Genomic DNA, 24559 nt, shown 5'->3' on the forward strand with positions numbered 1-24559 from the left:
AAAACTATATCTTTTCAGAATTAACTAATACTGATTCTTTTTCCAATCGTTCTATATAAAAATTATTATACCCTTCACCAATATGTAAGGTGGCTGATCCTGCCTGTAATAATTCCAGAATAGCCAGGAAATTATAGATAACAGCCATCTTTACCTGGTCTGCCAGAATCACTTCTTCAAATGTCAAACGCTGATTTTCTAATAGTTTTGCCAGAATGAATTCTTTCTGCTGGGCAATGGTATATGGATACTGTATAATGGTATGAACCGGTTTATTGTTTGCCTTTACAAAGCGGTCCATTACTTTCTGGAATACCTTCAACAATTTGTACAAATCCAGTTCCTGTAATTCTAAGTCTACATTGCTCTTTTCAGCGATAGTATGAAGTTCTTTGGCAATATTGCCCCGTTCCTCCTTGTTTTGCCGGTCTGCCTCCAGCGTAGCCATATCTTGTATCACCGATTTATATTTTTTATATTCCAGTAGGTGGCGTACCAGTTCATCTCTGGGATCAATCTCATTGCCTTGTTCATCCACTTCATGTCTGGGGAGCAGCATTTTCGCTTTAATCCGCATTAAAGTAGCGGCTACCAGGATAAATTCACTGGCCAGGTCCATATTTACGGCTTCCAGTTGTTTGAGGTAGGCTAAAAAGTCTCCGGTAATTTTGAAGATAGGGATATCATGAATGTCTAATTCGTCTCTCTCAATAAAAAATAGTAGCAGATCGAAAGGTCCCTCAAATAGGGGAAGTTTTATCTCGAATGTCAATCTGAATTAATCTTTAAAACGTATATAAAGGTTTAGTCCATCGTACGCTGACGATAGTCCGTGGTATTAAATAAAATGATAAGCATGTCAGATTATTAACCTGCTCGTAAAATCCGGGCAAAAAAATATTAATCAAGGTTGTTTTAAAATTATTTATAACGGTATAAAACACAATACTGACTTGTAAAAATACTTTTTTACCTTCTGATATATAACAGTATAACTATTCATAAAATTTCCATGAATAAACCGTAATATATTCAATTTGCGATTTAATAATACAAAATCAGGTAAGAAATAATCGATATATAGCAAATAAATAATACTATTTTTACTCCCTTCTATTAAGATTAGAAGTAACTTAGAACGGAAAATTTATTTTTTAGGTGGTTCTTAAAGGATTAAGTAAATTGCACAGCAGCTTTCTGAAAAAATTAGAGAAACATTTAATTGTTTTCATTGTTTAATTAATATCGAAAAACATTTATCCATGCTTATTAAGCCCGGCCCCCTTTTAGCTCAGATAGAGACTCCTGAAGATTTGCGAAAACTGGATTCCTCACAGTTGTACCAGGTCTGTACCGAACTCAGGCAGTTTATTATTGATAACGTATCGATCTATGGTGGGCATTTTGGGGCAAGCCTGGGTGTAGTAGAACTCACCATAGCCCTACATTATGTATTCAACACACCAAGCGACCAGCTGGTGTGGGATGTAGGACATCAGGCGTATGGACATAAGATTCTGACCGGCCGCCGGAAAAATTTTCATACCAACCGGACTTATAAAGGCCTTTCCGGGTTTCCTAAACGTAAAGAAAGTCCGTATGATACATTTGGCGTAGGTCATTCGTCTACCTCTATTTCTGCAGCTTTGGGAATGGCCATGGCTTCCCACTATAAAAAAGACGAAGAAAAACAACATATTGCTATTATCGGTGATGGTGCTATGACTGCTGGTCTGGCGTTTGAAGCGATGAATCATGCAGGAGTAAGTAATTCAAACTTACTTATCATTCTTAACGATAACTGCATGGCCATTGACCCAAATGTAGGCGCACTCAAAGACTATCTGACTGATATTACTACTTCTTCTACCTATAACCGGTTCCGGGACGAAGTTTGGAATATTCTGGGTAAGATCAGCAAATTTGGTCCGAATGCACAGGAGATCGTTTCCAAAATTGAAAGTGGTATCAAAGCTTCTATTCTTAAACAAAGCAATCTGTTTGAATCGCTGAAACTACGGTATTTTGGTCCGATAGATGGACATGATATTAATCACCTGACGAGTGTACTGGAAGACCTTAAACATATTCCCGGACCCAAAATCCTGCATTGCATCACCACCAAAGGCAAAGGATATGCGCTGGCTGAAAAAGACCAGACCAAATGGCATGCCCCAGGTTTATTCGACAAAGTTACCGGAGAAATACGCAAAAAAACCTATGAAACGCCTCAGCCGCCTAAATACCAGGATGTGTTTGGGCATACGATCGTAGAACTGGCCAAAACCAATGATAAAATCATGGGGATTACTCCGGCTATGCCATCGGGTAGTTCGCTTAATATTATGATGAAGGAAATGCCTGAACGGGCTTTTGACGTAGGTATTGCTGAGCAACATGCGGTAACATTTTCTGCAGGCCTGGCTACACAAGGCTTGGTGCCTTTCTGTAATATCTATTCTACCTTCATGCAACGGGCTTACGACCAGGTTATTCATGATGTATGTATCCAGGATTTAAAAGTCGTATTCTGTCTGGATAGAGCAGGGTTTGCCGGCGCAGATGGGCCCACCCATCACGGTGCATATGACATTGCGTATATGCGTTGTGTGCCTAATCTGGTGGTTTCTGCTCCTATGAACGAACAGGAACTCAGAAATTTAATGTATACAGCCCAATTGGAAGAAACCAAGGGTGCGTTTTCTATCCGCTATCCGAGAGGAGAAGGAGTAATGCCGCAGTGGCGAACTCCATTTGAAAAGATTGAAATTGGGAAGGGAAGAGTAGTAAAAGAAGGAAAAGATATGGCCATTCTCACTATTGGTCATATAGGAAATTATGCCGTAAAAGCCTGTGAGCAACTGGAGGCAGAAGGTATTGATGCAGCGCATTATGACATGCGTTTTGTGAAACCTTTAGATGAACAGCTTCTTCATCATGTATTCAGCAAATTCTCTAAAGTATTAACAATAGAAGATGGTTGTCTGATGGGAGGTTTTGGCAGTGCTATACTTGAATTTATGGCCGATCATGGATATCAGGCGCAGGTAAAACGCCTGGGCATTCCAGATGCAATAATTGAACACGGTGAGCAGGTTGAGTTACATCGAGAATGCGGCTTTGATACAGAAGGAATTATCCGTACCATACATACGATGGTCGAAGTAGGAATTAAAGTATAATTTTGTGAAGTTTAGAATAAAAACCCGTGTATTTATTCACGGGTTTTTTGTTTACAAACATTTTTGAGTTCTCTTCCTGAGAAAAATTAACTTGTGCTGAATTTTAATATTCTGTTTGGTGTAGAATAGTAGTAATGCGCTTCAATGCACAATAGCGTTTTGAACGCTATAATAATGACCTTTTAACTCTGTAATAAAATCATGTTCGAAAATAAAAGCGCTGACCGTCTGGCAAAACTTCAGGCATTCGACCGCCTGCTTACCATTATGGATGAACTCCGGGAGCAATGTCCCTGGGATAAAAAGCAAACCATCGAAAGCCTCCGCCACCTAACCATTGAAGAAACCTATGAGTTATCGGATTCTATAATGGATGGCAATTTGCCGGAAGTTAAAAAAGAGTTAGGCGATCTAGCGCTGCACATTGTGTTTTATGCCAGAATTGCTTCCGAAACCGGGCAGTTTGATATAGCCGATGTCCTCAATGGTATCTGCGAAAAACTTATCAGCCGTCATCCGCATATTTATGGCGATGTGAAAGCCGATACCGAAGAAAAAGTAAAGCAGAACTGGGAGCAATTAAAACTTAAAGAAGGCAATAAATCAGTATTGGGAGGAGTACCTGTGTCATTGCCCGCGCTGGTAAAAGCGATGCGTATTCAGGAAAAAGCGAGAAGTGCCGGTTTTGACTGGGAAGAGAAAAGCCAGGTGTGGGAGAAAGTAGAAGAAGAAATGCAGGAATTCCAGCAAGCGTTTGCAAACGAAAGCCATTTACAGCCGGAGGAAGCAGAAAAAGAATTTGGCGATCTGTTGTTTTCTTTGGTGAATTATGCCCGTTTTGTGAATATCAACCCGGAAACAGCTCTTGAACGTACCAATAAAAAATTTATCAAACGTTTTAATTACCTGGAAGCCGAAGCTAAAAAAGCAGGTAAAAATCTGCAAAACATGACCCTTGCTGAAATGGATGTATACTGGGAAGAAGCCAAAAAGCAGGAATAACTAAAATAATTATCGGTCATTGGTTGTTTGTGCATGATTGAAATTCTTTTGGCGCAGAAAAAGGAAGTACAATGATCCGAAAATGGCCAGGGCAATGCTTCCCTGCACTATATACATGGTATCCGACATCCAGGGTCCTTGTGACATGAAATACTGCTGGTAGGGAAAATCCAGAAAATCACCACCAAAAGTCTCTGTATTGATGCGGTACCAGAATTTTGAAACCAGTAGGGAAAAGATAACAATCGCAATAAGGAAAAGTCTGGGAAAAGTATATTTTTCTAAAGCCACACAAAGTATCAATACAAACACTGGCCAGGCATTGATAAATTGCCTGGATTCTGAGCCGGCGCCTAGCAGTAAGTAGAGTAAAACAAATGCATGAAGCCCGGTTCCATACGTATTTACCTGTCTTATAAAATCCTTCCCGAAATATAATGCTAACAAAAATACTGGCCCGAAATAAACAAAATGTGCTACCAGGAAAACCAGTGGATTAGTAATCGCCTCTATAACTACGTTGGCCAGAAATCCTTTATAATTCAGGATGGGTTCTTCAGAAGAAGATAAGAAACTGGTAAATACATAAATGATAGCAAACAAAAGGATGGCTATTGCTGCTCGCTTCCAGGTTTGAGCGTTGAATAGTTCTTGAAGATACCAGTCGATCCGGGTTAGTTTATAGATAATAAAATACACATATATAATTGCCAGGATAGAGCTAATGGCAAATATCAAATTATCAGGCGGATTGACATACGGTTTGTCTTTTATAAAACGAGCGACTATAAAAACAACAGTAAATAATATGACACCAAGTATAGCCAGCCATTTATTCCATTGCCTGAGGCTGTTTTCAGTAGAGTTCAGCCCATTTTGCACCGGTAGCACATACAGGAGCATTCCACAATAAAATAGCGTGGGAAATGAAAATGCACCAATCACTGAGAGAAAAAGCAACCCTACTTTATACTTTCGCAGAGAACAGTAAAACATAAGAAGGCCAATGCTAAAAGCAATCAGATCGGTGAGAACTGGGTAATAGAAAGGCATTTTCAGTAAAGCATAATTAATAAAAATGCCTGAAAAACTTAATACTTTTCCTTGTGTACGTAATTGCAACTGCTGGCACAAAACCACCCATGCCCAGAAAGCAATACCGATTAATACAATATTAAAAGCGAGAAATGCTCTTATAATGTTTGTATCTGATAAAGGCAAGCCGGTTATGAATAATTCCCCATACACAATAGCAATAGGAAATATCCGCTGAAAGTAATAGGAGTTAATTTCCCGGTTCTGAATTTGTTGCTTAAAGTTTTTAAGAATACTGGCATATGCTTCTCCATCCCAGCCTAGTCCATTTTCTTCCTGAATATATTCCGGAAAAGCAAAATGAAAGATCATCACACATAATAATAACCCGGCAAGCAAATAAGTTAGGTGTGCTTCAATAAATACAGATGTTTTTGTCATGAATGCTGGAAAATGCCAATAGCTGTTCTTGGAGTATCAACCCATATTTTCCGGGCAATTTCTGTAAAACAAAGCGGCTTTCAAAGAATTATTATATCGCCTTCTATGTTATGGAAAAGCTGGTATAATATAGCATAATTCAAGCGAACTCGCTGAATATGCCGGGTTTACCTATATTTGCATTACTATGATAGATATTCAACAGACGGCACCCAAAACCGTTGTCCTCAATAAAAAAGATATTAGAAAATTAAGCCTGCCGGAAATAAAAGATTTTCTGGTACAGCAAGGCGAGCAAGCCTTCCGTAGCAAGCAGATTTATGAGTGGCTCTGGAAAAAATCTGCCCACAGCTTCGATCAAATGACTAATCTTTCGGTGAGTTTGCGGCAAAAGTTAGGTGACCATTTTGTGATTAATGCAGTAAGCGTTGATAAGAAACAGGTGAGCAGCGATGGCACTATTAAGTCGGCTTTCCGCTTGTTTGATACCCATCTCGTAGAAGGTGTACTTATTCCTGCCGATGACCGCATGACCGCCTGTGTTTCTTCTCAGGTAGGTTGTTCTTTAACTTGTAAATTCTGTGCCACTGGCTATATGGAACGGAAACGGAACCTGGAAGCCTCAGAAATATATGATCAAGTAGTTCATATCCGCAACCAGGCAGAAGGGCAATACAATACGCCGCTTACCAATATTGTATACATGGGTATGGGCGAACCTCTACTCAATTACGCCAATGTTTTACAATCTGTAGAGCACATCACTTCGCCGGATGGATTGAACATGTCACCCAGGCGGATTACGGTTTCTACAGCCGGCATTGCCAAAATGATCAAAAAATTAGGTGATGACCAGGTGAAATTTAATCTGGCTTTGTCCTTGCATGCAGCCAATGATGTAAAGCGTAACCAGATCATGCCCATCAATGAAAGTAATAGTCTGGTTGCTTTAAAGGAAGCGTTGCAGTATTTCTATAAGAAAACAGTAACCAGAGTTACCTATGAATACATTGTATTTTACAATTTTAACGATACGATAGATGATGCCCGTGAACTATATGAGTTCACCAAACATACGCCTTGTAAAGTAAACATCATCGAATATAATCCCATCGCCGAAGCTTCTTTTGTCAATACCTCAGAAGATAGTTTGTCAAAGTTTGCCGCTTATCTGGAAAATAAAGGAGTAATTGTGAATGTACGTCGCAGCCGGGGCAAAGATATTGATGCTGCCTGTGGCCAGTTAGCCGGAAAAAGTTGATATAAGCGCAATTTATATATAATAGCAAGCAAAATGTATTTATACATGTTGCCGTTTTATTTTTTGATATTCATCTATAATTACCTGTGTCCAATCTTTTTCTTCGGGTTTAATCCATATCATTTTAAAGCCATAACGTTCTGATTCTATTTTAACTCCTTCCTGGTCGTCAATGAGCAGATCAATTCCGAACGCAGGTGGATATTTTGAGCAAAGAGGCCAGACAGCGTTTTTTCTTAAAATTCTGTTATGAACAGTTTGATTGATGATACCGGAAATTACAATTCCATGTAAAAGAAATAATATTCGGATATAGAAGGTATTTCGATAAGAGGTGGTGTAAATCCAGACTTCTTCTCCTTGCTGCTGAAAGTACTGCATTAATTCAAGCGTACCTTCTCGAAGAGATTCTATCCCGCAGAATTTTCTGACCAATTGAGGCCATTTGCTTTTTAATGGAAGAGCATAGGCACTTTCTATCAGCGTTCCATCCAGATCAAAGGCGATTCTCATCTATAGACAGGAGTATAAGTAGTTGTTCACCATAAAAGCTTCTACAGTGATGAATATAATTTTTAACAACAAGCTTTCAACTATTCACTGCCACCGCATACTTGCGTTTTCTGCCGTAGGCTCTGGCTATTCCAAATAAAACTATTAGTAAAACAGGAGCTACCAGGTTAATGACCTGCCATTGCAAACGTTCTTCCCGGATACGCAGCTTATCGAGAGGACGGAGAGCGATTTCCTTATTCCGGGCAGTTATTACGCCATTTTCATCCAGGAGGTAATCGATGGCATTCAGTGCAAAATCTTTGTTGGCAAAAGTGTTTTGAGAGAAGCGGTCGTAACCGAGGGGCAGGAATTTTCCCGTTTTTGGATTAATTTCATTGGTGGGCAAATCGCCATCTGAGCAAACAATAACTTTGGAAGCGTTGCCTGTTTCTTTGAATGTAGTGGAGCGAGGGTCAGCGCTGGTGATGCGGTTGGCAAAAAGCGAACGGAATTTGCCTTCCAGCAAATAGGCGGTTGGAAAACTTCCTTTCTGGTATAATGCCGGATTTAAGTCTAATGCTGCCTGGTTAAACGATACATGTGCCGGGGCTGGTACAAGCCTGGTATATTGCGATGTAAGCATTAACGGCGTTTTGACAATGCCAGTAGCTTTCACCGTATCCATCGTGCCCACATATCTTGTATACACTACATCCATATTGCGTACCACCGGATGTTTGGAAAATGTATTGAGTAATGGGTAATAGGGCCAGGGCATCGGCTTAATCTGCGGCTGATCGCCCATATTGCCGATATTTAAAGGGATAGAAGCTGACATTAAATCTTGTATCAGGTTCCCGTTCAACCGGACTCCATAGCGGAAGAACAGATCATCCAGATTCAGGTTATAAGGAAAGGCGTATGCGCCTTTTTCAGTCAGGCTATCCAGGCGCAGGGCATCTACAAAGAATAAAGCTTTGCCGCCATTTACAATAAACTGGTCTATCTTATACTTATCTTCCTCACTAAAAAAAGTATCAGGTTTGGCTACAATGATCAAATCCAGTCCCTGCAGATTAGGAGATTTGGGTAAGTCTACCGGATATACTTCATGGTATTCCTGTAATGAATTTACCAGGTCAGCAATTTCTGTTCCCTGCGGCTCTCCATGACCGAGTAAAAAACCGATCCGCTTTTTGTCTGTCACGCTTAATTTCCGCATGGCAGAAGCCAGTTCAAACTCTACATTCTCCACCGATTGATTCAATATCTGTTCTGAGCCTGTAGCTTTATTTCCTTTCAAGAGTAATACCGGTAACTCTTTTCCCTGATAACTCACCAGTGCTCCTGGAAAAATCAGTTTCTCAATCTGTCGGTCGCCTTCTTTGGCAAATAAATTAGTAGGTTGTATGCCTTTGCTGATAAGTTGCTGATAGAATTTACTTCTGGCTTTTTTGTCGACAATAGCACCGGGATCAGTAAAAGTATATTGAATGTTTTTTCCGCCATATACTGTGAATTCTTCCAGACGTTCCCGGATGGCTGTTTCGAGCCTTTTAAAGCCGGCTGGCAAATCATCACCTGCTAAATATACCGTTACAAATACCTGATCATCGAGGTTTTCCAGAATCTGTTCAGTAGCGGGAGAAATGCTATAGCGCTTGTCTTCGGTAAGGTCAATCCGGAAAAAGAGCTGGGTAGCGGCTATATTCAGCAGAATAATGATACCTATGCCGATACCAAATTGCAATAACTGTTTTTTCTTCATTACACGTATTCAAGAACGCTAAAATAACGCAGTTTCTGTGAATAATGTGTAATGGGGTTTGAAGATAATTTGAAAGTGTTTTTTACGTATAAATCTGTTAGTGAAACAATCGCTTATGTTATATCTCTGGACCGCTTTTTCCATGGTTCTACTTTAATAAGCATTCCTAAGAAAAAAAATAACCAAGCAGGTAGAGGGCCTTGTATGAACATCATATACCAAGGCATTTGCGTAATAACTGACTCATGTTTAGCCGTATCCGTCTTTGTTATTTTTGGGATAAATAATCTATTTTTTAAACTATACACTGTGCCATCATTTGTTCTATAAGAGAATAATTTTGAAGGCCTGTAATTTTCAAAATCAATACTGTCACTTTCTGAGAGTAGCGTATTGCCGTCATGATCAAAAATAATGAGACATTTCCCTTTAGCCGTTGCCACTACTATTTGTTGCTTTGAGTTGATTTGTATATAAAAACTTCCTGAAGAACCACATCCAATATGCCACTGCTTACGAAAATTACCTTCTTTGTCATAGGATTGAATTCTATGATAAAATTGTAATCCTAAGTAAGTATTGCCTTCTTCATCGGCTACTATATTACTAACATGTCCCCAAGGCAGTTCATTTGTAATATTGCCCGCTCCGGTGCTAAGAGGAAACGCACTTATGAAACCTATAAAGCCAACAATTATAAGCACAGAACTACTCCATTTTAATACTTTAGCCCGCATTTTCAATAATATTTAGACCAACTCAACTATAGTTAAGGTAGCTAATTTCTTAAACATACAAATCATGCAGTATTATTTATAAATAATACTTTACTTGAATACAGGAGTTATGTTCCGGATTGCGGAAGAGTGGGAAAAATCAAATCAACAAATTCAGCTTTTGCAGCAACTTGTCTTTGTAGGAATTGCTGATGGGAAGTGGCTTATCGCCAATAAATAGTGTACCAGCTTCAATCTTGTCTATTTTTTGAATATTGACCATGTACGACCGGTGGATACGCATAAAATTGTCTGGCAGGCTTTCTTCCAGTTTCTGCATACTCATCAAGGAAAGGTAGGTTTTAGTAGCTGTTTTGAAAGACACATAATTAGATACGGCCTCTATATAGAGTACTTCTTTCAGGTTCAGTTTTACCAGGTTATGCCCGTCTTTTATAAATATTTCTTCAATACCCGGCTTACTATCCGCTTTGCTTTTCTTAATCTGATAGGCTTTTTGAACGGCTTTATAAAACCTCGCATAATTTACCGGTTTTAGCAGATAATCAATCACATGATAATTATAGGATTCCAGGGCAAATTCAGATGAAGAGGTAATAATAATAACAGGTATGGAAGGATTGATATTTTTAATCAGTTCCATACCTGTTACTTCCGGCATATCAATATCCAGAAAAACAAGATCAAAGCTTTCAACAGCCAGCAGGTTCAGAGCATCTGTTCCGCTCTGACACTGAATGCTATATTCCAGAAAATCTACTTTCGAAACGAAATGGCTTAGCATATCGCATACCAGTGGGTCGTCGTCAATGATCAGGCACTTCATTTTATGCAGAAAAGTGGAATAAACTATTAATTAACTAAAATATGTAGAATACTATGAACGAATGGATATTAACTACTTATACTCCTTCGGCAACCACCTGTTTTACATCTTCCGGCAGCATTCTTTTCAACAGGTTTTCAATACCTGCTTTTAAGGTAATCGTAGAAGAAGGACACCCACTGCAAGAACCCTGCAACTGCACCGTTACTACACCCTCGTGGTAGGAGTGGAAATTAATAGCGCCACCATCTGACTCTACCGCCGGACGTACATATTCTTCCAGCAGGTGTTTAATTTTTTGAACTACTTCCGGATCATCTTCTCCGGAGGGTTCTGTTTTGAGTGCTTCTATTTTTTGAGCCGTAAAAATAGGCTTGTCATCTTCCATATATTCTTTAATGAATTTTTTCAGGGGAAGCATTACTTCTTCCCAGCTTACCGATTCATCTTTGGTAATGGTAATGAAATTGTTCATTAGAAATACCCGTTTTACATACTCAAATTCAAATAGGGCTTGCGCCAGAGGAGATTGGGCTGCACTTTCTGTATCCGGAAAATCGAACGTGGTATTATCCGGTACCAGCATGTAGTTAAGCACAAACTTCATTGAATTTGGGTTCGGATTAGATTCGGTATAGATATTTACGTATTTTTTAAACATGGCAATAGAATGAGATTGAGTAAATAAAGTAGATGTTGTATGAATGAATTGAACTTCATTTGAGCCTATACATGTATACAAACAAATCCTATAGCGTTTCGTTACCACAGGCATACAAAAAAAGCACAAACTTTCGATTTGTGCTTTTATCAATTATCTGTTGTGTACTTATTCAGCGGCTACTGCTTCTTCCACAGGGGCTGCGATGATATGTACATAGGACTTATCTTTTAAGCCTTTTTTGAATACAACCGTGCCATCTACCAAGGCAAATAATGTATGGTCTTTACCTAAGCCAACATTAGTACCCGGATGATGTTGTGTACCCCGCTGACGCACCAGAATATTGCCTGCTTTGGCAACCTGACCGCCAAATAATTTTACGCCTAAGCGTTTGCTATGCGATTCCCTACCGTTCCGGGAACTACCAGCTCCTTTTTTGTGTGCCATGGTCTTTTAAATTTTTCAGCGATGAGCTATAAAGAAATGTTTTCGATTAAAACCTTGGTGAACTGCTGACGGTGGCCCACTTTTTTGCGGTAACCTTTTCTTCTTCTTTTCTTGAAAGAAATCACCTTTTCACCTTTTACGTGCTCCAGGATTTTCCCAGAGATCGTGGCTCCCGAGATCGTAGGAAGGCCTACAGATATCTCCCCGCCATTATCGACAAGTAATACTTTGTCGAACACAATGCCAGCGCCTGCTTCTCCTGCCAGTCTATGGACATAGAGAAACCGGTCTTTTTCTACTTTAAATTGCTGACCTGCGATATCAACTATTGCGTACATGTATTTGATTGTTAATATTTTCCAAAACGGACTGCAAATTTAGGAGATTCTATTTAATTAAAAAAATTTTTATTGCAAATAAGCAGGCTTCTCCTACTCAGAATAACGATTTCTAAACTCCATTTATCTTATTTGCCTTCCATAGAATGTTTAGATAATAATTAACAGGGAAGGCTTAACTTAGGCTGACTACATTATTTTGCTAACTTATAGTGAATTTAAGCGTATATTTTATACCATAACTGTATAAGCGGATTCAACTAAGCCGGTAATTAGTTTCAAATAAAGTTTATAAGCTGTACTTTTGCTTCAACTAATTAACCCATTCACTGATGCCCATATTAGGTACACTTCTTAAAAAAGGAATTAAAATCAGGAAAATAATAGAGCAGGAGCGTATTGATGCCACTGAATTGCAGCAAATGGAATTGCAAAAGCTGCTGATTAAGGCAAAAAATACTGAGTTTGGTAAGGCCTTTGGTTTTGATGAAGTGTTAACGGACATGCAGTATGGAGGTGATTTTTACAAAAAGTACCGGGAAAATGTTCCTGTTTATTCCTATAATGAGATTTTTAAGCAGTGGTGGCACCGTTCGCTGGCAGGAGAGAAAAATATATGCTGGCCCGGAAAAGTAAAGTATTTTGCCCTGAGTTCCGGTACTTCTGAAGCCTCCACCAAACATATTCCCATCACCCGGTCGATGATTAAGGCGATACAAAAAACCAGTATCCGCCAGATTTTGTCTCTTTCTAATTATCATGAACTGCCCAGTAAACTATTTGAAACCGGTATATTGATGCTGGGGGTAGTACTCATTTAAATTTTAATGGCTCTTACTTTGAAGGTGATCTAAGTGGCATCAGTGCAAGCCAGTTGCCCTTCTGGTTTCAGCATTTTTACAAACCTGGAAAAAAGATTGCCAAAATTCCCGACTGGAACAGCAAACTGGATGAAATTACCGAACAAGCCGCCGAATGGGATATTGGGTTTGTAGTAGGTGTACCAGCCTGGATACAGATTCTGATGGAAAAGATCATAGCACGCTACAAGGTAAAAACCATTCACGACATCTGGCCAAACCTGATGGTATACGCCCATGGTGGTGTCTCTTTCGATCCCTATCGTAAAGGGTTTGAAAAATTGTTGGCCCATCCCATTACCTATATAGAAACCTATCTGGCATCAGAGGGCTTTATTGCATTTCAGGCTTTGCCTAACCGCCGGTCTATGCGCATGGTGGTGAATAATGGCATCTTTTATGAATTTATTCCTTTTAATGACCGGAATTTTAATGGAGATGGCGAACTGGTAAGTAATCCGGAAACCTATATGATTCACCAGGTAGATGAAGGAAAAGAATATGCGTTGCTGCTCTCTACCTGTGCCGGTACCTGGCGTTATCTGATTGGAGATGTTATCAAGTTTGTTTCCAAAAAGGAATCTGAAATAGTCATTACCGGGCGTACCAAGCATTTTCTGAGCCTGTGCGGGGAACATTTGTCGGTGGATAATATGAACAAGGCCATTGAACTAGTTTCGCAGGAACTCAATATTGCGATTAAAGAATTCACGGTGGCTGGCATTCCATACGACAGTTTATTTGCCCATCAATGGTACATCGGCACCGATGATGCCGTAGATGAAACTGTACTGAAGAATAAGATTGATGAGAAACTGCACCAGCTAAACGATGATTACCGGGTAGAAAGAAGTGCGGCTTTAAAAGAGGTTTTTGTAAAAGTACTGCCGACTGGTGCCTTTTATAAATGGATGAAACTGAAAGGGAAAGAAGGAGGACAGAATAAATTTCCACGGGTGTTCAAAAAAGCACAATTACAGGAATGGGAGGATTTTGTTAAAAACTACGAATCAGAAGTGAATGCCAAACGTTTCTGATAGGCTATAAATAAAAATAATATGTGTTACTGCCAGCTACGTATACTTATCAACGCAATATAGATGCATGCTTTATTAAAAGGCATACTTTTTGGACTTTTATTAGCTGTTCTGATTGGACCTGTGTTTTTTGCCTTGCTGCAAACTGCCATTCATAAAGGCTTCCGTTCCGGTGTTCTGCTGGCAATTGGCATTTCCTTAAGCGATACTATGTATGTAATGATCTGTTATGTGGGTTTTCTCCAGCTGTTTGAAAATGCACAATTTCAGGAAAGCCTGGCGATGGCTGGCGGCATGATTATGCTCATGTTTGGTATTTCTGCCCTGTTAAAACCGGTAAGCAGCAAAGCCAGCCTGATGTTGGAAAACCCTACACCAGGTACCTACCGCTATATTATCAAAGGCTTTGCCCTCAATGCCATTAATCCTTTTGTCGTCTTATTCTGGGTGGGAGTGATGAGTATGGTAAGTGTGCAGGAAAAATTTGAGGGCGTACAGGTATTCCTGTTTTTTGTGGGTACCATTTCCACTGTATTCCTTACAGACATTGCCAAAGCGTATGTAGCTCACCGCCTTAGTAAGTATCTCACGCATCATGTACTGACGTGGATGAACCGGGGTGTAGGCGTAGCGTTACTGGGATTTGGATTGCGCCTGATTTATTACGCTTTTAAAGGTTTATAAAGATACCTTCTCATATACTACAGCTTCCGCATCTGAATAAATAACCTTATAATTGGCTAAAGAAATCTGTTCGGGAACAGCGTATTCCTTGTGAATAACCAGATATCTATATTCTTTTCCACTTTCTGTTTGCTGCGAATCCAGGTCAATAGGTTTGCCATTGGTTTCATATTGAAACCGGATGCATAGCGCATATTCATACATATTCACAAAGATGATGTCAGCTTGTTTCTGGTAGAGGAGAGAAGATATATTGTCGAAACTATCGTAGAGATCAAATTTTTCTGGGGCTGTGTCTCTGTAAAACTGGAAGCTGTTAAAGCTAATGTAAAATGCAGAAATACCGGTAAGTATATATAATCTATAAACTGGTTTTTGTATGAGCCACGAAACAATATCAATTAAAAGCAGCGCCAGTATCAGGTACTGGAAAACAGATAGATACAAAATAAGTCGCTGAAACAGTAAAATCCGTTGACCCACAGAAATCACAAGCAAACTGAGCAGACAGATCAGAAACAAATATACCCACTTTCTACGATGGCTGGAATGTGCTTTACGAATTAGTATGATTATACAATATACAATCGTTAGTAATAGTAACCACTGTCCGAAAGGGAGATATCCCCACATATTATCTGCCATGGAAAGCAAATGTGCTGGAATGTCGGCTATAAATGCATCCCAGGGCATAGCTACAACCCAGCTGTTTCCAGAGATGGCGTTCCAGCCATTGAATACAAACACAGGCAAATATAAAAGGAATGCACTTGTCAGAATACATACTGTGCAGAAACATAGCCTCAGGAAGCTGGCATATTCTTTTTGTGTGAGTAAATAGATGCCTGCAAAAAGCATAATACCTGTAAACGGATAGATAAATATAGGAATGGTGTAAAAACCAAGGACAGAACTGAGCCAGAGCCAGAAAAAAGGAGTGAAACGATTTTTCTTGATTTGTAAAATCGTAAATACACTCCGGATAGCAATTAATAGGCAAATCATCAACAGGCTATATCCCCGCCCTTGTAATCCATAGTACCATACACCGGCACTAAAGGCAAACAGTGCTGTTGCTAAAAGGGTAATGGTAAGATCGAAGAAACTTCGTATAACTGCCCAATAAACTACAACCAGTACAAAACCCATCAGGAAAGCAGGTATTTTCATTACCAGCCAGGGATCATCTATAAAGGCTGAAATAATTGTACACAGTATGGTAAAAAAAATATGATTATTCGGATTAGGATAATAGGCCATTGATACGCCCATACCTTTACTTACAAAATATAGGTAGGTGAAGCGCTCATCTATATGGAAGGGAACCTGATACAGAAAATACACCCGGCTAATTATAATTACAGCAAATAAACATAAGGTTATGTAGCGTTCAATAGCAGGCAAATGCCACCAGAATTCTCTGGCTTGCTTTATTGTATGGAAACTATAATTTCTAATCCGGTGCCATAGCAAAAACACCTGTTGATGCCGGTTCCAGGCAGCGATGCCAATAATTAGGCAGATAGTGGTGAGAAAGATAAGGCAAAACCTGAGCAGGGTAAACCGCTCCTGTGTAAGCAAAGTACTCCGGAATTTTTCAAGCTTTTCAGGATTATGATAGTTGCTAAATACTTGCTCCGTAAAGGTTTCGTGGGAAAAGAAAAATATTACGATAGTACAAACAGCAGGTATAGCTACCAGAAGTATCAGAAAAATGCGCCATATACCTTTAGGCCAATCCATATTCAGCAAAGTAAGAACAAAACACCTAATCCTGTTTCTAAAAAGAAAATGTTCTTATTTCTACATGAATTTTTGTAAAAAAGAGGAGTTTCACCACCCAATTCCATACTTATTTAGTAAGAGCAAACGTTAAACTAAAAAGAAAATCTGCCTTTTTTTGTTGAATCGAATGTTTGTGAATGAAAAGAGAATAACAGTTTAGTACTAAATGGTAGATTTTCTGTAAAAATTAAAATTCTATGGGTACCGATACTAATATTTTTATATAAAGAGATAGCTTTACGAAGTTTTGCACCCATACTTATATTATTACTCTCTTACAATGAAGCGAAACCCCTTCTCTGTACTCATTTTAGTTTTTTCTCTGGTCAATTTTTCTGTTTTTGCTGCTGACGTTCCCTATACTGTAGATTTTGCTGGTATGAAACTCCGCATTAGCGAGCAAGGCCGCAAACGGATACAGGCAGATATGGATATTCTCCAGAAAAGTGATAAATATTTTCAGATGAAACTGGAACGGGTAGATATGTATTTTCCGGTGATTGAGAAAATTCTGGAAGAAGAAGGCTTGCCAGACGACTTTAAATATCTGGCAGTTCAGGAGAGTTCATTGGTATCAGATGCAGTTTCAACATCAAATGCAGTAGGCTACTGGCAATTCAAAAAAGAATCAGCTTTAGAAGTCGGTTTGGTAGTAGATGGAGACATAGATGAGCGCAAGCATATTATTTCAGCGACCAGAGGAGCCGCCAGATATTTGAAAAGAAACAATAATTTTCTAAAAAACTGGGTATTTACCCTGCTGTCTTATAATGTAGGCCTGGGTGGTGCTAAAACGATGATAAACCAGCGGGATATTGGGGTGGAGAAGATGGATATTGATGTACGTACGCACTGGTACATTATTAAATTTCTGGCCCACAAACTTGTGTTTCAGGATGAAATCGGCAAAAATACAAAGCCTGCTCTTACTTTGCTTCAGTATACAGATGTGAAAGGGAAAACCTTAAGTGATATTGCCAGGCATATGGAGGTTACCGCAGAGAATCTGGAAATGTATAACAAATGGCTGAATAAAAAGAGGGTACCCGAAAACAGAGATTATATTGTAATTATTCCTGCGCCTACCCATAAAGCCAGCGAACTAATGGCCCGCATGAATACACCAGTACCAGAGACACCTGTGGCGGAAGGGTATACTGAACCTATTATCGCTTCACAATCTGACCTGAATACGGCTTTTCCGGTGCTAAAAGAGAAAAAGAGCCGCAGCCGTGCAAATAAAAAGGTGATTTTCTATACAGTGAATGGCAAACCTGGGGTACAGGCACAGCCAGGTGACAATATTGCTAAACTGGCCGATGCCAGCGGAGTTGCCAGGGAGAAATTCATTAAGTATAATGACCTGAAGGCGAATGAAGCACTGATTCCTGGTGAGGTATATTATCTGCGTAAAAAGCGGAATAAAGCTAAAGTAGATGAGCATATTGTAACAGAAGGTGAAACCATGTGGCAGATTTCTCAGAAATACGGGATTACTTTAAGTGCGCTGCTAAAGAAAAACCGGATGAAACGGCCAGAAAAACTAAAACATGGCCGGGTAATATGGCTTCGTTCTACCCGTCCGTCCAGGGAACCAGTGGAAATCCGGGATGTTCCAAAGCCGCCTGTGGCTGTAAAAACACCATCTAAACCAGATCCAATACCTCAAAAAACAAATATTTCCAAACCTGCAGAGGAGAAGAAACAGACTCCTGTAAAATCTTCCGCAGAAAAACCGCCAGTGACAAAAGTGGAAGAAAAGAAACCTGTTGCTAAGCCTCCGGTAGAAAAATCAGTTACAAAAGCGGAGGAGAAAAAACCAGTCGTAAAACCGGCTGAAGAGAAACAGGCGGCGAAACCGGTAGAAGAGAGCAAAGTAGTTGCAAAACCTGCTGAAGAAAAGCCTGAACCAGTTGTGGAAAAAAAGGAGCCGGTAAATGTAGCAAGCACTACTCAAAATGAGCCTGAGCCTAAGCCTGGCGCAGAAACTACCGAAGAGGAAGAAATAACAGAGCAGGAATCTGAAATAGAGAAACCATCTGTGTCATCTACAGTAACTGATAAAGCGCCTGAGCCAGTAAAATCAGAAGTTTCACAGCCTGAAGAAACAAAGCCTATAGAAGGTAAAACACACACGGTTACTACCGGACAGACTTTATATGCGATCGGAAAAATTTATAATGTGAGTATAGCTCAGTTACGGGAATGGAATAATTTAAAACCGTCTGATGGGTTGAAAATAGGGCAACTCCTGGTAATTGAAGCAGCACCTGCTCAACCAGTACAAGAAGAATTAGTGCAACAAGAACCTACGGAAGAGTTTATAGAATATACAGTCCGGAAAGGAGATAATTTATATAAGATTGCGAAAGAGTATGCCGTTACAGTAAAAGACATTGCCACGTGGAATAACAAATCAGACTTAGGAGTGTCTGTTGGTGAAATACTAAAAATTAAGTCCGGAAAATAGGAATTTGCTAAGGCAGTCTATTTGATAGCAAATATTGCTTTTTTAAGCCAGTTGGCTTGTATAACAAGCCAACTGGCATTTTAAGAATTGCTGTTGTGTATCAACCCAGTAAATTTTTTCGTGTGAACTGGAGTGGTAATAAGGTGCTTATCGAAGGAATAATATAACACGCATTATCACCTGATTGTAGAATGAGGCGGATAAGCTGATCCTGTTTACTTTCATATTCGAGCATAGCCTGACGGCAGGCACCACAAGGAGCAACCGGAATAAATGTATAATCAGTTCCTTTACAGGCAGCTACAGCAATAGCGATTATTTTCTGTCCCCGATGATTGGCACCAGTAGCGTAAATTGCGGTTCTTTCGGCACACATCCCGGAAGGATAGGCAGCATTCTCCTGGTTGTTTCCCAATACAATAGTTCCGTTTTCCAGCAAAATAGCAGCGCCTACATAAAAGTTAGAATAAGGAGCATAAGCCTGTTCACAAGCTTGTTTGGCTTTGCTAAATAGATCTTTATCTGCCTCAGGCAACTCATTCACCGTATATTCTTCTATAAAAATCTTTAAATCTAATTTTTTCATGTTTTATATTCCCTTAATTTAGCACATTATCGTGAACCAAATTAAAAAGGGGATTAAATGTAATTGAATATAATTAATATTCAAAATAATCTTAAATAGTTTATATCCTTATTAATTGCTTTAGTTTGGACACCATTTAAACGACAATTGAACCTAAACTTTATAGGTATGACTTTTCCTTCAAACAATACCACACCAACGGAGAAAAAAATATTAATTCTGGGTGCCGGACGTTCTTCCACGTACCTGATAGAATATTTAGCCAAGCAAGCGCCAGAACAAGGATGGAAATTAACAGTTGGAGACACTGACCTTGAACAGGCTCAGAGAAAAACAGAAATGTATCCGCATGTAGAGGCTATTCTGTTTAATATTTTTGATCAGAAACAGCGTGAAAAACAAATCAGCCAGACAGATATTGTGATTTCTATGCTACCTGCGGTATACCATATTCATGTAGCGCGTACTTGTATCCGGTTTGGCAAACACCTGCTCACGGCTTCCTATATTTCACCTGAAATTAAGGAACTACACAAAGAAGCATTAAAAGAAAATGTGCTGATCCTGATGGAAATGGGTTTAGACCCTGGTATCGACCATATGTCGGCCATGCAGGTGATTAATCATTTAACCGAAAATGGCGCTAATATCACTTCTTTCAAATCATATTGTGGTGGCCTGGTATCTTCAGAATCTGATAATAATCCCTGGGGTTATAAATTTACCTGGAACCCCCGCAATGTGGTAATCGCCGGGCAGAGTACAGTTAAGTATATGGAAGACGGAGATTACAAATATATACCTCCTCATCAGATTTTTGCCAGAGCAGAACAAGTATCTGTAGATGAGTTTGGTGTTCTGGAAGCATATGGCAACCGCGATTCGCTCTCTTACCGGGAAGTATACGGCCTTCAAAATGCGGATACGATTGTACGTGGTACCTTGCGTAAAAATGGATTTTGCAAAGCCTGGCAATTACTTGTAAAACTGGGTGTAACCGATGATAGTTATACGCTGGAGAATTCTGAAAACATGACCTACCATGATTTTGTGAGTACCTTTCTTTCCAATGAATCTGAAGAAAGCAAATCCATTGAGCAAAGGGTTGCCGAATACATGGGTGTTAGTGAGTCTGGTGAAGAAATGGAAAAACTGAAATGGCTTGGCATTTTCGGTGATGAAAAAATAGATCTTGCCAATGCCACCCCTGCACAGATTTTACAACAATTACTCGAAAGAAGATGGATGTTAGCGCCTAATGATAAAGACATGGTGGTCATGCAGCATCAATTTAATTACGAGTTGAATGGAGAAAAGAAAAATCTGGTGTCATCTCTTATTATCAAAGGGGAGGATTCTATACACACAGCTATGGCCAAAGCGGTAGGTTTACCCCTAGCCGTAGCCGCCAAACTTATTATTCAGGGAAAAATAGATGCGAAAGGTGTCCAAATACCTGTGTGGCGGGAAATTTATGAGCCTGTGATGGAAGAACTGGAGCATCTGGGCATTCAATTCAAAGAACATACCGAAACAAGTGCTGGTAAAGTATCTGTATAAGTATTTTGTCTTGATTTGTTAAAAGCGGCATTTTGCTATATAATAAATAACCCAACCAATTTCATACTAAGGAAATCGGTTGGGTTATTTAGCTTTATTTACCACGTATACGCCTAAAATAATAGCGAGCATGCTCACATATTGTATCCAGTTGAGCGTTTCACCATCCAGAATTCCCCATCCCAAAGCTACTACAGGTATTAAATAGGTAACAGAACTTGTAAATAAAGGTCCGGACAATTGAATCACCTTGTTGAATATTATTGTTGCCAGGGCGGTTCCTACAATACCCAAGATCGAAATAAACCCCAATGCGCTGATGCCTTCACTAGATAATACCAGATCCATATCTATATCTGTACTAAACAGATAGATGCCAGCCAGTGGCCCAACGAAGCACAACGAGAGAGCAGCGATATGTAAGGGTTTGATTCCAGCCAAATACCGGCTGATTAAATTACCATTGAGACCATAGCAGATGGTAGCTGCAACCGGAAGCAGGGCATAATAATTATTGAGCTGAAAATTGCCACTGGCATTCATAAAGATCAGCAATACACATCCGGCAAAACCCACTAAAATCCCTGTTATTTTCAGCATAGAAATTTGTTTCCGGAAAAACAGTGAGCCAATGATAAGTGTAAATAAAGGGGTAAGTGCATTGAGGATTCCCGATACAGAACTATTGAGCTTAGTGCCAGCTATGGAGAATAGAAATGAAGGAATTAGATTGCCTAATAAGCCACATATAAATAGTATTCCCCATTTGCTGCGTGGTACTTTGGTTAGATGAATAATAGCTAAAGGCAATAAAATTACAGCTGCCAGTACTATCCGAAGCGAGCCTACCTGAGGGGCGCTATACACAGCTACTCCTTTTTTGATCAGAATAAATGAACTCCCCCAGATTAAAGCCAGAATGATAAGTAAGATCCAGGCAAGGGTGGTTTTGTTTTCTTTTATCCGGGTAAGCGGCATAAACTAATGGTGCTTGAAAAGGTACAGGTATTAAAGTCGGATTGTATTAAGTATGCACTAATATTGCTTTGAGAAGATCTCATTTTAAATAATCTATTCAACTTCTCGGCCATGATACTCAAAATAAAAGAGCAGAATTAAGAATTAATTCTGCTCTTTTATAAAAATATATGTTATTGGTTAATACAGTTTGGCGCTTTGCAGATGCAAAATATCTCCATTGGTTGTATTTAAAATCCTTTTAGCCCGCAAGAAACGCTTGGTATTTGACTCATCAAAGTTTGATGCATTTTTATCGATAGAACTGATTCGAACTTTGCCGGAAGAGTGAATAAACTCATTGTTTCCAATCCACATACCTACATGAATCACTTTTTCAGATGAATTAGACGTAGCAGGCTTTCCAAAAAACAGTAGGTCTCCAGGTTTTAGTTGTTCAAATCCATGGGAAGTATCTATGGCATCTCCGGTGTGTACTTGCTGGGAAGCATCTCTTGGCAATACCATACCATTCAGAAAGTATACTGTTTTCGTAAATCCACTGCAATCCACACCTTTTAAAGAAGTGCCTCCCCATAAATAAGGAATACCCATCAACTGTTTGGCCGTGCTTACCAGTGAGTTTTCTGAAGCTTGTATAGAAGCTACCCAGCTCGCATAAGGTTTAGCTGCAGATTTTGGTATATAACCTTCCCGTCCATCGGGATAACCAATTTTATAATAGTCACCGGTTTCCTCTTTTAATTGTAATACATTGCCACTTACCAGGTCAGATACAGGTTGTCCTTGCAAGGTGGGTTCAGTAAAAGAAACACCATATAAATTCAGATAAATTAATTTCTCCGTATTCTGCCAGGCAGTAAATTCCTGTTTATTCATGAGTTGAATACCACCTTCATCCACCCATGAAATATAATCATCGGGTGTTTGTACCTGATACCAGTAGCCTACTTTATTTAATACTTTCAGAGGCGTACCTAAAATTGCCTGTGTAGCCAGCTCTGATGAATGTTCAGGCTCGGAGCGGATATTGGCTACAGAAATAGAAACGACACCATATGTTTTATCGCCGATAATTGGAGCAGGCAGCATATGTATGCTATCCTGGAAAGATACATTTTGCTCCTGTAAAGCCTGTATTAATTTAGTCTTTGCTTCGGGTAAATTAGTTTCACCTTTTAGAATGACATTATTTTTTTTGCCTGAAGCTTCTACTTTGAAAATGGCTACTCTTTTGTCGGGTGCGTATTCCTGTTTAACAGACGTAACCATGCGTTTTATTGACTCATGAGACGCCATATTTTTACCCGACCTACAGGCCGAAACCAGCAGGAGCGTACAGCCTATTAGAATAATTCTATTCATTCAGATTTATATTTTTGTTTTAAACAACGAAAACCCTATACGTAAAAATGGGTAAAAAGGTCTGTACAAAAACGTATAAAAGCAATCATTTATTTTACGTTTACTTTTGTAGATTCTTTTACCCTGGTATGTAAATTTTATGTATGGGATAGTAGTTAGTAACCTTGTTTTATTACAAATAATTTATCTATAAAGTTTAAAATACAACAATATATTTACAGCTGTTTCTTAGCAATATGAAATGTTTTTAAGGGAATACAAAATAATACTTTGCTCAATTAGTACATTATCCAGGAAAGCATAGATTTTCTTATTACATGAGAGTAAAAAGCTATCTATGAATGGCTTATCAGCTAGATATAGATCAGAAAGGAATTTGTAAACCTGCAGATAAGGCAATTACTCTGTTTTTTGAAGCCTGCGTCTGGTCAAAATCTGTAACACCCAGGCTATAGCGTATATCGAGAAATAAAGTGGCTTTTTCGCTGATGAGGTATCCTATGCCAATACCGGCATTGGCTGATACTTCTATCCGGTTGGCATCGAGTTCGGTGATATCAAGCGTATTTGGGGTTTCTGTAAATTCAATGGGTTCATCAATACTGGCAGTAGTGCCGAGTAAGTTGCTGCTCCCTCTTACCCTGCCATTGAGTAAATATCCAACACTAGGACCGGCATTTACATACGCATGGATGGTTTCGTTGCCAAAGCTGAGTTTGAGCAGTAGGGGCAGTTCCAGGTAATTTAAACGATAGGTACCATCATAATCCACCGTAAGAAAACTTCCTTTAGCAGCAAACCCTTTCTGGGTATATATTATTTCAGGTTGAATAGACAGGAAGTTATCTCCGGTCAGGCTGTAATTTACTCCTACACCAGCTGTGAAACCTGTTACAATCTTTCTGTCTTCCCATATATTGTTTTCAAAAGCAACCGTGGAAAAAGTTAATCCTACTCTCGGAACTAACGAAATTTGCGCCTCGGCTTTTGTACAAAGCAACATAAACAGAATATATAAAAGATATATTTTATTCATAG

20 protein-coding genes and 1 pseudogene are annotated in these 24559 nt (G+C 39.3%); 7 read left to right on the forward strand and 14 right to left on the reverse strand.

Annotated elements, in window-relative coordinates; all coding sequences use genetic code 11:
• Positions 1 to 4 precede the first annotated feature (4 nt).
• Positions 5 to 772, reverse strand: coding sequence for a segregation and condensation protein A (locus GXP67_RS23315; RefSeq protein WP_162445339.1), 768 nt, complete (start codon positions 770 to 772; stop codon positions 5 to 7).
• Positions 773 to 1262: 490 nt separating this feature from the next.
• On the opposite strand from GXP67_RS23315, the gene dxs reads away from it, so the two are divergent.
• Positions 1263 to 3182: a 1-deoxy-D-xylulose-5-phosphate synthase gene (gene dxs / locus GXP67_RS23320; RefSeq protein WP_162445340.1), complete on the forward strand. Its 1920-nt coding sequence runs from the start codon at positions 1263 to 1265 to the stop codon at positions 3180 to 3182.
• Positions 3183 to 3383: 201 nt separating this feature from the next.
• Positions 3384 to 4184, forward strand: coding sequence for a nucleoside triphosphate pyrophosphohydrolase (gene mazG / locus GXP67_RS23325; protein ID WP_162445341.1), 801 nt, complete (start codon positions 3384 to 3386; stop codon positions 4182 to 4184).
• 9 nt (positions 4185 to 4193) lie between these two features.
• Here mazG and GXP67_RS23330 read toward each other — a convergent pair whose 3' ends face one another.
• Complete coding sequence (locus GXP67_RS23330; protein ID WP_162445342.1) at positions 4194 to 5660, reverse strand: hypothetical protein; 1467 nt, start codon at positions 5658 to 5660, stop codon at positions 4194 to 4196.
• Positions 5661 to 5847: 187 nt separating this feature from the next.
• Between GXP67_RS23330 and rlmN the strand changes: the two genes are divergently transcribed.
• The gene (gene rlmN, locus GXP67_RS23335) at positions 5848 to 6921 is read left to right on the forward strand and encodes a dual-specificity RNA methyltransferase RlmN (protein ID WP_162445343.1); all 1074 of its coding nucleotides are present in this window, start codon (positions 5848 to 5850) and stop codon (positions 6919 to 6921) included.
• A 39-nt stretch (positions 6922 to 6960) separates the two neighbouring features.
• Here the strand turns inward: rlmN and GXP67_RS23340 are convergent, their stop codons facing one another.
• The 7 genes from GXP67_RS23340 to rplU all read right to left on the reverse strand — a co-directional run bounded on the left by GXP67_RS23340 (position 6961) and on the right by rplU (position 12196).
• Positions 6961 to 7434, reverse strand: coding sequence for a hypothetical protein (locus GXP67_RS23340; protein WP_162445344.1), 474 nt, complete (start codon positions 7432 to 7434; stop codon positions 6961 to 6963).
• A 76-nt stretch (positions 7435 to 7510) separates the two neighbouring features.
• Positions 7511 to 9184, reverse strand: coding sequence for a gliding motility-associated ABC transporter substrate-binding protein GldG (gldG, locus tag GXP67_RS23345; RefSeq protein WP_162445345.1), 1674 nt, complete (start codon positions 9182 to 9184; stop codon positions 7511 to 7513).
• A 113-nt stretch (positions 9185 to 9297) separates the two neighbouring features.
• The gene (locus GXP67_RS23350; protein WP_162445346.1) at positions 9298 to 9921 is read right to left on the reverse strand and encodes an NHL repeat-containing protein; all 624 of its coding nucleotides are present in this window, start codon (positions 9919 to 9921) and stop codon (positions 9298 to 9300) included.
• A 139-nt stretch (positions 9922 to 10060) separates the two neighbouring features.
• Positions 10061 to 10747, reverse strand: coding sequence for a LytR/AlgR family response regulator transcription factor (locus GXP67_RS23355; RefSeq protein ID WP_162445347.1), 687 nt, complete (start codon positions 10745 to 10747; stop codon positions 10061 to 10063).
• 76 nt (positions 10748 to 10823) lie between these two features.
• Positions 10824 to 11408, reverse strand: coding sequence for a NifU family protein (locus GXP67_RS23360; RefSeq protein WP_162445348.1), 585 nt, complete (start codon positions 11406 to 11408; stop codon positions 10824 to 10826).
• Between the two features lie 168 nt (positions 11409 to 11576).
• Complete coding sequence (gene rpmA, locus GXP67_RS23365) at positions 11577 to 11858, reverse strand: 50S ribosomal protein L27 (RefSeq protein ID WP_162445349.1); 282 nt, start codon at positions 11856 to 11858, stop codon at positions 11577 to 11579.
• Positions 11859 to 11884: 26 nt separating this feature from the next.
• A complete protein-coding gene (rplU, locus tag GXP67_RS23370; protein WP_162445350.1) occupies positions 11885 to 12196 on the reverse strand; it encodes a 50S ribosomal protein L21 in 312 nt (103 codons plus the stop codon).
• 332 nt (positions 12197 to 12528) lie between these two features.
• Between rplU and GXP67_RS23375 the strand changes: the two are divergent.
• A pseudogene (locus GXP67_RS23375) lies at positions 12529 to 14093 on the forward strand (GH3 family domain-containing protein).
• Between the two features lie 63 nt (positions 14094 to 14156).
• Positions 14157 to 14777, forward strand: coding sequence for a LysE family translocator (locus GXP67_RS23380; RefSeq protein ID WP_162445351.1), 621 nt, complete (start codon positions 14157 to 14159; stop codon positions 14775 to 14777).
• On the opposite strand, the gene GXP67_RS23385 is transcribed toward GXP67_RS23380, so the two are convergent.
• Positions 14772 to 16520, reverse strand: coding sequence for a glycosyltransferase family protein (locus GXP67_RS23385; RefSeq protein ID WP_162445352.1), 1749 nt, complete (start codon positions 16518 to 16520; stop codon positions 14772 to 14774). The genes GXP67_RS23380 and GXP67_RS23385 overlap by 6 nt on opposite strands.
• Positions 16521 to 16842: 322 nt before the next feature.
• Between GXP67_RS23385 and GXP67_RS23390 the strand changes: the two genes are divergently transcribed.
• Complete coding sequence (locus GXP67_RS23390; RefSeq protein WP_162445353.1) at positions 16843 to 19032, forward strand: LysM peptidoglycan-binding domain-containing protein; 2190 nt, start codon at positions 16843 to 16845, stop codon at positions 19030 to 19032.
• Positions 19033 to 19132: 100 nt separating this feature from the next.
• Here the strand turns inward: GXP67_RS23390 and cdd are convergent, their stop codons facing one another.
• A complete protein-coding gene (gene cdd / locus GXP67_RS23395; RefSeq protein WP_162445354.1) occupies positions 19133 to 19618 on the reverse strand; it encodes a cytidine deaminase in 486 nt (161 codons plus the stop codon).
• A 168-nt stretch (positions 19619 to 19786) separates the two neighbouring features.
• Here cdd and GXP67_RS23400 point away from each other — a divergent pair, with 168 nt between their 5' ends.
• Positions 19787 to 21178, forward strand: coding sequence for a saccharopine dehydrogenase C-terminal domain-containing protein (locus GXP67_RS23400; protein WP_162445355.1), 1392 nt, complete (start codon positions 19787 to 19789; stop codon positions 21176 to 21178).
• An 84-nt stretch (positions 21179 to 21262) separates the two neighbouring features.
• Here the strand turns inward: GXP67_RS23400 and GXP67_RS23405 are convergent, their stop codons facing one another.
• From GXP67_RS23405 to GXP67_RS23415, 3 genes are all read right to left on the reverse strand, one after another.
• Positions 21263 to 22156: a DMT family transporter gene (locus GXP67_RS23405; protein ID WP_162445356.1), complete on the reverse strand. Its 894-nt coding sequence runs from the start codon at positions 22154 to 22156 to the stop codon at positions 21263 to 21265.
• A 180-nt stretch (positions 22157 to 22336) separates the two neighbouring features.
• Entirely contained in the window at positions 22337 to 23521 is a 1185-nt protein-coding gene (locus GXP67_RS23410; protein WP_162445357.1) for a C40 family peptidase, read from the reverse strand.
• Positions 23522 to 23885: 364 nt separating this feature from the next.
• Positions 23886 to 24557: a porin family protein gene (locus tag GXP67_RS23415; RefSeq protein WP_162445358.1), complete on the reverse strand. Its 672-nt coding sequence runs from the start codon at positions 24555 to 24557 to the stop codon at positions 23886 to 23888.
• Between the last annotated feature and the right edge of the window lie 2 nt (positions 24558 to 24559).

This window comes from Rhodocytophaga rosea (assembly GCF_010119975.1).
Classification (GTDB): Bacteria; Bacteroidota; Bacteroidia; order Cytophagales; family 172606-1; genus Rhodocytophaga; species Rhodocytophaga rosea.

Bases quoted from the DNA above. Each gene is read 5' to 3' on its own strand.
- dxs (WP_162445340.1), top strand. From the start codon at position 1,263: ATGCTTATTAAGCCCGGCCCCCTTTTAGCTCAGATAGAGACTCCTGAA.
- mazG (WP_162445341.1), top strand. From the start codon at position 3,384: ATGTTCGAAAATAAAAGCGCTGACCGTCTGGCAAAACTTCAGGCATTC.
- GXP67_RS23330 (WP_162445342.1), bottom strand. From the start codon at position 5,660: ATGACAAAAACATCTGTATTTATTGAAGCACACCTAACTTATTTGCTT.
- rlmN (WP_162445343.1), top strand. From the start codon at position 5,848: ATGATAGATATTCAACAGACGGCACCCAAAACCGTTGTCCTCAATAAA.
- GXP67_RS23340 (WP_162445344.1), bottom strand. From the start codon at position 7,434: ATGAGAATCGCCTTTGATCTGGATGGAACGCTGATAGAAAGTGCCTAT.
- gldG (WP_162445345.1), bottom strand. From the start codon at position 9,184: ATGAAGAAAAAACAGTTATTGCAATTTGGTATCGGCATAGGTATCATT.
- GXP67_RS23350 (WP_162445346.1), bottom strand. From the start codon at position 9,921: ATGCGGGCTAAAGTATTAAAATGGAGTAGTTCTGTGCTTATAATTGTT.
- GXP67_RS23355 (WP_162445347.1), bottom strand. From the start codon at position 10,747: ATGAAGTGCCTGATCATTGACGACGACCCACTGGTATGCGATATGCTA.
- GXP67_RS23360 (WP_162445348.1), bottom strand. From the start codon at position 11,408: ATGTTTAAAAAATACGTAAATATCTATACCGAATCTAATCCGAACCCA.
- rpmA (WP_162445349.1), bottom strand. From the start codon at position 11,858: ATGGCACACAAAAAAGGAGCTGGTAGTTCCCGGAACGGTAGGGAATCG.
- rplU (WP_162445350.1), bottom strand. From the start codon at position 12,196: ATGTACGCAATAGTTGATATCGCAGGTCAGCAATTTAAAGTAGAAAAA.
- GXP67_RS23380 (WP_162445351.1), top strand. From the start codon at position 14,157: ATGCATGCTTTATTAAAAGGCATACTTTTTGGACTTTTATTAGCTGTT.
- GXP67_RS23385 (WP_162445352.1), bottom strand. From the start codon at position 16,520: ATGGATTGGCCTAAAGGTATATGGCGCATTTTTCTGATACTTCTGGTA.
- GXP67_RS23390 (WP_162445353.1), top strand. From the start codon at position 16,843: ATGAAGCGAAACCCCTTCTCTGTACTCATTTTAGTTTTTTCTCTGGTC.
- cdd (WP_162445354.1), bottom strand. From the start codon at position 19,618: ATGAAAAAATTAGATTTAAAGATTTTTATAGAAGAATATACGGTGAAT.
- GXP67_RS23400 (WP_162445355.1), top strand. From the start codon at position 19,787: ATGACTTTTCCTTCAAACAATACCACACCAACGGAGAAAAAAATATTA.
- GXP67_RS23405 (WP_162445356.1), bottom strand. From the start codon at position 22,156: ATGCCGCTTACCCGGATAAAAGAAAACAAAACCACCCTTGCCTGGATC.
- GXP67_RS23410 (WP_162445357.1), bottom strand. From the start codon at position 23,521: ATGAATAGAATTATTCTAATAGGCTGTACGCTCCTGCTGGTTTCGGCC.
- GXP67_RS23415 (WP_162445358.1), bottom strand. From the start codon at position 24,557: ATGAATAAAATATATCTTTTATATATTCTGTTTATGTTGCTTTGTACA.